Annotated in this window: 6 protein-coding genes; all 6 read right to left on the bottom strand. The window is 72.3% G+C overall.

Annotation, left to right across the window (positions count from 1 at the left end; translation table 11 throughout):
- Positions 1-1580, bottom strand: a 1580-nt coding sequence (locus KBZ04_RS01525; protein WP_254990150.1) for an AIR synthase related protein, incomplete at its 3' end; no start/stop codon positions are given.
- Entirely contained in the window at positions 1577-3289 is a 1713-nt protein-coding gene (gene sulP / locus KBZ04_RS01520) for a sulfate permease (protein ID WP_254990149.1), read from the bottom strand. The genes sulP and KBZ04_RS01525, both read right to left, overlap by 4 nt.
- A 19-nt stretch (positions 3290-3308) precedes the next feature.
- Complete coding sequence (locus KBZ04_RS01515; RefSeq protein ID WP_254990148.1) at positions 3309-3644, bottom strand: hypothetical protein; 336 nt, start codon at positions 3642-3644, stop codon at positions 3309-3311.
- Between the two features lie 54 nt (positions 3645-3698).
- Positions 3699-4643 carry a sodium:calcium antiporter gene (locus KBZ04_RS01510; protein ID WP_254990147.1) on the bottom strand — a complete coding sequence of 315 codons (945 nt, stop codon included), beginning with the start codon at positions 4641-4643 and terminating at the stop codon, positions 3699-3701.
- A gap of 41 nt (positions 4644-4684) precedes the next feature.
- Positions 4685-6100 carry a glycoside hydrolase family protein gene (locus KBZ04_RS01505; protein ID WP_254990146.1) on the bottom strand — a complete coding sequence of 472 codons (1416 nt, stop codon included), beginning with the start codon at positions 6098-6100 and terminating at the stop codon, positions 4685-4687.
- Entirely contained in the window at positions 6100-6645 is a 546-nt protein-coding gene (locus KBZ04_RS01500; RefSeq protein ID WP_254990145.1) for a hypothetical protein, read from the bottom strand. The genes KBZ04_RS01505 and KBZ04_RS01500 overlap by 1 nt, the downstream gene beginning before the upstream one ends.
- Positions 6646-6674 lie beyond the last annotated feature (29 nt).

Here is a 6674-nt window from a genome sequence, read left to right as displayed (position 1 = left end):
AGCAGCAGGGCATCGCCGGGCCGCAGCGGCCCCTTGACCCAGTGGGCCGCCGGCGCCACCCGGCCGTTCACGGTCAGGGCCAGGGCAAGCCCGGCTCCGTCGCGGCCCTCCAGGGTGTGGCCGCCGACCAGGGCGGCCCCGAGGGGATCGAGCACCGAGCGCACCCCGGCCAGGGTCTGCAGCAGCAGCTCCTCCTGCACCGCTGCGGCGGCCTCCGGCACCGTCACCAGGGCCTGCACGCTCTCCACGGTGGCGCCGCTGGCCCAGAGGTCGCTGCAGGCATGCAGGGCGGTGAGCCGCCCGTTCAGCCAGGGGTCCTCCACCAGAGCCGGGAATCCATCGACGCTCTGCAGCAACAGGTCGCCGTCGGCGCCGCTGCCCACCACGGCCGCGTCCTCCACCGGCCGCGGCGCTCCGTCGGGGTCGAGGCGGGCCAGGGCGGCCGCCAGGGGGGCGGCTCCCAGCTTGGCGGCGCAGCCGCGGCAGGCCATGGCGGGCGCGGCCATGGGCTGGAGCGTGGCGAAGCGGGCCATGAAGGCCCGGTCGATGCGCTGCTTCCAGCGCCAGATCCACGCCGATGGCCCCACGGCCAAGGGGCCGTAGAACGCCAGGGCCCGGGGGCCATCCGGGTGCCAGCCGCCGTCGCCCAGCAGCTGCAGGGCCCGCGCCTGGGGCCGCCAGGGCCGCAGCGGCCGGGCGGGTTCGGCCAGGCTGCGGCGCAGGTTCTCCGCCAGCACCGGCGCCGAGCGCACCGCCCACACCCCCGAGGGGGGGCGGGGATCAGCGGCGATCAGGCCGCAGTCGCCGCAGGCGAACAGCTCCGGATGGCCGATCACCGCCAGGCTGGCTTCGGTCAGCACCCGGCCGCTCGCCGGGTCCACCGGCAGGCCGGTGACCGCCAGCCAGGCGGGGGCGCGGCTGCCGGTGCAGGCCAGATCGGCAGGGGCCCCGGCCGGCGCCCGCCGTTGGATCGGGATGGCGGCCTGGGCCAGCAGCCGCTCACCGGCCCGGTTCGCCGCCGCCGAGCCCAGACGCAAGCACTCCCCCAGCAGCAGCAGCTCGCTGGCCATCCCCCGGGCCCGGAAGGCCAGGGCCAGCTCCACGGCGGCGGCCCCACCACCGCGGATCACCAGGGACTGGCCGGCATGGCGCCGCTCCGCCCAGGCCAGGAAGGGCTCCAGCGGCTTGACGGCCATCGCCTCCCCCGCCGACCATCCCGAGGTGGCGGTCACGGCGCCCAGATCGAGGCTGAGCCGGTCGAAGCGCAGGGGCGGACGGCCCGCCAGCTGCAGCTCCCGGGCCGCAGGGTCGAGCCCGGTGATCTCCGCCTGCACAAAGACGACCCCGGCCAGGGTGCAGAGGCGGCGCAGGTCGATGGCGGCGGCCTCCAGGGGCTCCAGCCCCGCCACCACCGCAGGCAGCAGGCCTGAATAAAGGGCGGTGCCGTGGCGGCTCACCAGGATCAGGCGCGTCTGCGGCGGCCGCCCACGCGGGCGCATCAGCCAGCGCCGCAGCACCAGCACGTGGCTGTGGCCGCCCCCCGCCAGGACCAGCTGGTGGCGCTCGGGTGCGGCGTTCATGGGCTGGGCAGCGGCGCCGCAATCGCCCGGGCCTGGAACGCCGCGATCGCCGTGGGCAGGGTGGGAAAGAAGAGGCGCGGCCCGATCCGCTCCACCAGGCCGGCCCGTTCCAGCTGGCTGTAGAGGTCCTGTTTGACCCGCACCAGGCCGAAGGTGATGCCCCGGACGGTCAGCTCCCGCTGCAGCTCCTCCAGCACGTCGGCTGCGGTGATGTCGATCTCGACGATGGCCTCGGCGTTGAGCACGAACCAGGCCACCGGCTGGGACTCGGCCGCGATCGTCGCCAGCACCCGCTGGCGGAAGTGCTCGGCGTTGGCAAAACACAGCGGGGCATCGAACCGGAACAGCACCAGGCCCGGGATGGTGCGCGCCCCCTCCCAGTCGCGCACGTCGTGCAGGCCCGCCAGCCGCGGCACGATCCCCATGACGGCGTCGTGGGGACGCACCAGCCGGGCGAACAGATCGATCACCGACAGCCCCACCGCCAGGGCCACGCCAAGCAGCAGATCGGTGGCCAGCACCCCCACCAGGGTGATCAGGGCCAGACGGAACTCGCTGGGGCGGAAGCGCTGCAGCCGCAGGAACTCGGGGATGTCGATCAGGCGCAGGGCGGCGTAGATCACGATCGCCCCCAGGGTCGCCGTGGGGAACAGGGCCAGCACCGGCCGTAGCCACAGCAGCACCGCCAGCACCACCGCCAGGGCCACCAGGGAGAACAGCTGGGAGCGGCTGCCGAGGGAATCGCCGATGGCGGTGCGGCTGCCACTGCTGCTCACCGGAAAGCCCTGCATCAGCCCATTGCCCAGATTGATGGTGCCGAGGGCCAGGAGCTCCTGGTTGGCGTCGATGCGGTAGCCGCCTCGGGCGGCGAAGGCCCGGGCCGTCAGCACGTTGTCGGAATAGCCCACCAGGGCGATGCCCACCGCCGCCGTCAGCAGGTAGCGCAGCTGGTCTGGCGAGACCCCGGGCGGCAGCGCCAGCTGGGGCAGACCGGCCGGAATGGCACCGATCACGGCCACGCCGCGCTGGTCGAGGTGTCCCACCGCCACCACCGCCATGGCCAGCAGCACCGCCAGCATGGGGGCCGGGGCCCGGGGGAAGCGGCGCTGCACCAGCAGCAGGAACACGAGCACCCCAACGGCCAGCAGCAGGGTGGGCCGGTGGATCTCCCCCAGCCGGTTCAGCAGCTCCAGCAGCTGGGCGGGGCTGGAGTCGGCCTGCAGTCTCATGCCGCTGACCCGACCCAGCTGGCCGCCGATCATGATCAGGGCCACGCCGCCCAGGTAGCCCACCAGGATCGGCCGGGAGAGCAGATCGGCCAGGAACCCCAGCCGGGCCCAGGCGCCGGCGCAGCAGACCACTCCCACCAGCAGGGCCAGCAGGCTGCAGAAGCCGGCGTAGGCGAGCGGGTCCCCCGCCACCAGCGGCCCGACCGCCGCGGCCGTCATCACGGCGGTGGTGGACTCCGGCCCCACCGAGAGCTGGGGCGAGGACCCCAGCAGGGCATAAAGGAGAAGCGGCGGCAGAATCGCCCACAGGCCCGCCACCGGCGCCAGGCCGGCCACTTCGGCGTAGGCCATGCACTGGGGTACCAGGTAGGCGGCCACCGTGACACCCGCCAGCAGGTCCGGCCGCAGCCAGCTGCCTTGGTAGTCGAGCAACCGTGCGAGGCCCGGCAACGCCCTGGCCAGACGCTCGCGCGGTTCCATCAGCGTCCCCCTTGGCGTCTCATTGGCGGCGCAGCGGCAGCACCTGGCTGGGGCACAGGTCCTTGTCCTCCTCCACGCCCTTCATGCCGGCGAGCACCCCTTCCAGGTCGTCCCTGGTCGAGGGATCGCCGCCGATGATGTCCAGCTGCGCCTGGGCCAGCTTGGCGCGGGTGGCGGTGGAGATGAAGCCGTCCTTTTCCAGGTTGCAGAGGGCACTCATGTAACCGGAGCCCACGCCCACCATCACCATGAACTCCTCTCTGGGGCTGAGTTCCCCACGTTGTGGTTGCGCCGCAGCCAGTCCCGGTGTGGCGTCCAGAAGCGCCAGGAGCAGCAGGGCGTAGGGGGTCGGCATGCCGGGGCTGGGGCGATCAGGTCAGGGTAGGGGGGTGCCACCGTCCACAACACCTCAACCGATCAGCCCCCGGCCACGCACGATCGCCAGGAGATAAACGCCGTACAAGCTCAGCAGCAGCCGGCCGCGCCAGCGTTGCAGGACGTCAGACCCTTTGGGGAGGATCAGCAGGAACAGCGCAGCGAGGCCGAAGGCAAGCACCAGCCGCACCTCCTCCACCGGCACGGCGATCGGGGTGATGGAGGCGGCGACACCCACCACCCAAAGCCCGTTGAAGATGTTGCTGCCGAGGATCGTGCCGAGGCCGACCTCATCGTGGCCGCGCCAGGTCGCGATCAGCGACGTGGCCAGCTCCGGCATCGAGGTGCCGATCGCCACAAGGGTGGCGCCAACCAGGAAGGCATCGATGCCGAAGGACTGGGCAAGACCCCTGGCCCCCAGCACCACCAGCCTCCCGGCCACCAGCAGCAGCCCCAGGCCGACGCCACAGAACAGGACGGCAGGCCACCCGCGCCGCTCCCCCCGAACCACTCCGGGGACGCTGCGTTGCCGACGCACCTCCAGCACCACGCCCGTCATCCAAAGAAGGAAGACAACCAGCAGCAGGGCGCCATCAAGCCGCGAGAGAGTGCCGTCCAGAACCAACAGCCCTGTCAGCAGCGGGCCGGCCAAGGCCACCGGCAGATCGCGACGGGCGCTCTCCGCAGGCATGCGCTGCCCTGAGATCGCCATCGTGAGGCCCAGGATCAGGGCCACATTGACAACGTTGCTTCCAAGGGCATCCCCCAGCGCGATCTGGGGCTTGCCTTCGAGCGCCGCCATGGTCGCCACCGACAACTCCGGGCTGGATGTGGCAAAGGCCGCCACCGTGGCCCCGACGATCCCGGGTGAGAGGCGTGCCCAGTGGGCCAGGCCCACGGCGCCACGCACGAAAAGCTCCCCGCCCACGCCGGCGGCCAGGACGCCGGACCCGAGGAACACAAGGTCAGCGGTCGCCATGGGGACTCCGATGGCTGGACAAGGAGCGTATGGCGGCTGGCTCAGGCCTCCTGGTACACCGACACGTAGACCGTGCCCTGCTCCACCAGGGGCAGCAGCTTGTCGCGCAGATCCTGGTTATGCAGCCGCACGCAGCCGAGGGTGGAATGCAGGGGCTGGCGGGGCGCCCAGGCCCCGGGCCAGCCGCAGGCGCTGCCGCCGCCGTGCACCATGATCCCGGCGCGGCCGAAACGCCGTTCCTGCCTCTCCAGATCCTCCAGATCGAAGCTGTACCAGCCATAGCTGCGCCGGTCGGCGGAGTAGGTGGGGCTGGGATCCTGCTCGTAGTCCCGGTAGACCTGCTTGGCGATCCGGTAGATCCCCGGCGGGGTGTCGGTGGACGTGTCCTGGTACTGGTCGTCCCGGCCCTGGCCGCGGGCCAGCGCCGGGATTTCCCACAGCAACCGGCCCTCCGCGTCGAAGGCCCGGGCCGTCTCGCTGACGTCATTGACCACCACATGGCTGTCGGTGCCGCCGAAGCCGAAGTCCTGGGGGGTCTTCTTCGGGCCCACCAGGCCGGGAAGGCTGAGGGCAGGGGGATCGGCATCTCTGGCGGGCGCCGTCATGGCTCTGGCGGTGGGAGCGGCCGGGCCGCCAGCCTCCTGCTTCAGCCGCTGCTCCCAGGCCTCACAGTCGTCAGGGGTGCCGATCTCCCTCTCCGCCTGGGCGCAGGCAACGGCCGGCTCCATGCCGCCCCACACCAGGCCCTCGGCCCGACGGCGGCGGCCCAGCCCCACTTCCACCGTCTCGCCGGGGTTGCGATACAGCATCAGGGCAGCGGGAACGGCCCCCCAGCGGCGCTCCCGCAGGTGGCGATCGAGGGTGTCGTGATACCCATCGCCATGGAAATGGGCGCCGTTGTTGTACGCGAAGCTGCACAGGGCGGCCCGCTGCCGGTCCCCCATCTCCGCCCAGAAGGGGATCTTGGCCTCGAGCACCTTCCAGAACCTTTCACGGCAGTTGTGCGCATAGAGCGCATCGGCCTGCTCCTGGGTGATCACGTCCCCCAGCCGGATCGGGGAACCGTCCTGGTAGAAGGTGCTGCCCCAGCCGATCGTGATCGGTTCGCCGCCGGTGCGGGGGTCGGGGTAGGCCTGCAGGCGGCAACCCTCGTAGTGGTGGTTGAGCGCAGCCACCTCAGCAGGAAGCGGACCCTCAGCCGAAGCCGGCAACCAGGCGTCGTCGGGAATGATGAAGCGCTCGGGGTTGAGATAGCGCTGCTCCCCATCCGGCAGGGGCACCGTGCCGCCGGGGCAGGTGTAGGGCCCCGCCAGCCGCACGATCGCCAGGTCCGTGCCGGGGGCCGGCCGCACCCAGGCCACGGCGATCCTGGAGCCTGCGGCCACATAGGAATCGGCATCGGCGGCGGCGGGGCTGGGGCTGAGCCCCGCGTCCTGGCGGGCGGTGATGTAGGGCATCAGAGGCTCCCCCCCAGCCGGATCCGCTCCAGGGGGGTCAGGGCCGCCGCCGGCGGGGCCACGGGGGTGGCGGCGCTCACCTGGATCGGGGTGCGGCTGCGCTCAATCTCGGCCCGCAACCGCTCCACCTCCTCCAGCAGCTGACGCAGGCGGGGATCCTCCGCTGGGGTGGAGGCGGCAGCCGCGACGGGCGGACGGGCAACGGAACCGGCGACAGCGTCGAGCACCAGCTCCCGCAGGCCGGAGCCCTTGAGGTCACCGAGGCGCTGCTCGGCGAACTTCTGCAGCACCTTGGGGGCAAAGGCGGCCAACAGGAAGGCGAAGCTGATGACGATCCCGGTGTCGTCCCGGGGCGGGGCGGTGAGCGTCTCCTGGCCGGCCGAATCCCTGGTCAACATCGGCGCGCTGCGCACCATGGTGACCGCAGCGAAGCCGATCGATGCCAGCAGGGCCAGCAGACACATCAACCGCATGGCGGAACGGTTGCCGGGTGATTCCTCCAGAAACCCGGTCGTCGGTCCGGCGGCGCGGGCAGGGGCTGTCATGGGGGCGCCGGGTGGCACGGGCTTGTCTC

The sequence above is a fragment of the Cyanobium sp. N5-Cardenillas genome (genome assembly GCF_024345515.1).
Lineage (GTDB): Bacteria > Cyanobacteriota > Cyanobacteriia > PCC-6307 > Cyanobiaceae > Cyanobium.
This window is presented reverse-complemented; position numbering and strand designations above follow the sequence as displayed.

Excerpts from the sequence above, each read along its gene's own strand:
- KBZ04_RS01515 (WP_254990148.1), bottom strand. The coding sequence starts at position 3,644 with ATGCCGACCCCCTACGCCCTGCTGCTCCTGGCGCTTCTGGACGCCACA.
- KBZ04_RS01510 (WP_254990147.1), bottom strand. The coding sequence starts at position 4,643 with ATGGCGACCGCTGACCTTGTGTTCCTCGGGTCCGGCGTCCTGGCCGCC.
- sulP (WP_254990149.1), bottom strand. The coding sequence starts at position 3,289 with ATGGAACCGCGCGAGCGTCTGGCCAGGGCGTTGCCGGGCCTCGCACGG.
- KBZ04_RS01500 (WP_254990145.1), bottom strand. The coding sequence starts at position 6,645 with ATGACAGCCCCTGCCCGCGCCGCCGGACCGACGACCGGGTTTCTGGAG.
- KBZ04_RS01505 (WP_254990146.1), bottom strand. The coding sequence starts at position 6,100 with ATGCCCTACATCACCGCCCGCCAGGACGCGGGGCTCAGCCCCAGCCCC.